At 60.4% G+C, this 538-nt stretch carries 2 protein-coding genes; both read left to right on the forward strand.

The annotated features are described in order from the left end of the window. The coding region (locus tag AC5O77_RS22525; protein ID WP_494507263.1) for a head-tail joining protein at window positions 1-197 on the forward strand (197 nt) is incomplete at its 5' end. Between the two features lie 11 nt (window positions 198-208). Beyond that, a partial coding sequence (locus tag AC5O77_RS22530; protein ID WP_494507264.1) for a phage tail protein occupies window positions 209-538 on the forward strand: 330 nt, incomplete at its 3' end.

Consider the following 538-nt stretch of genomic DNA (forward strand, 5'->3'; position numbering starts at 1 on the left):
GACAGGGCGTGCGCGTTGAAGGCTCCAGCCCGTTCCTGTTTGTCCGGACTGATGATGTGCGGCAGCTGCGGCGCGGCGACACGCTGACCATCGGTGAGGAAAACTTCTGGATAGACCGGATTTCGCCGGATGATGGCGGAAGCTGTCATCTCTGGCTTGGGCGGGGCGTACCGCCTGCCGTTAACCGTCGCCGCTGAAAGGGGGATGTATGGCCATAAAAGGTCTTGAGCAGGCCGTTGAAAACCTCAGCCGTATCAGCAGAACGGCGGTGCCCGGTGCCGCCGCAATGGCCATTAACCGCGTTGCTTCATCCGCGATATCGCAGTCTGCGTCACAGGTTGCCCGTGAGACAAAGGTACGCCGGAAACTGGTAAAGGAAAGGGCCAGGCTGAAAAGGGCCACGGTCAAAAATCCGCAGGCCAGAATCAGGGTTAACCGGGGGGATTTGCCCGTAATCAGGCTGGGTAATGCGCGGGTTGTCCTGTCCCGCCGCAGGCGTCGTAAAAAGGGGCAGCGTTCATCCCTGAAAGGTGGCGGC

Source organism: Stenotrophomonas sp. INTA L402-1, from assembly GCF_059295135.1.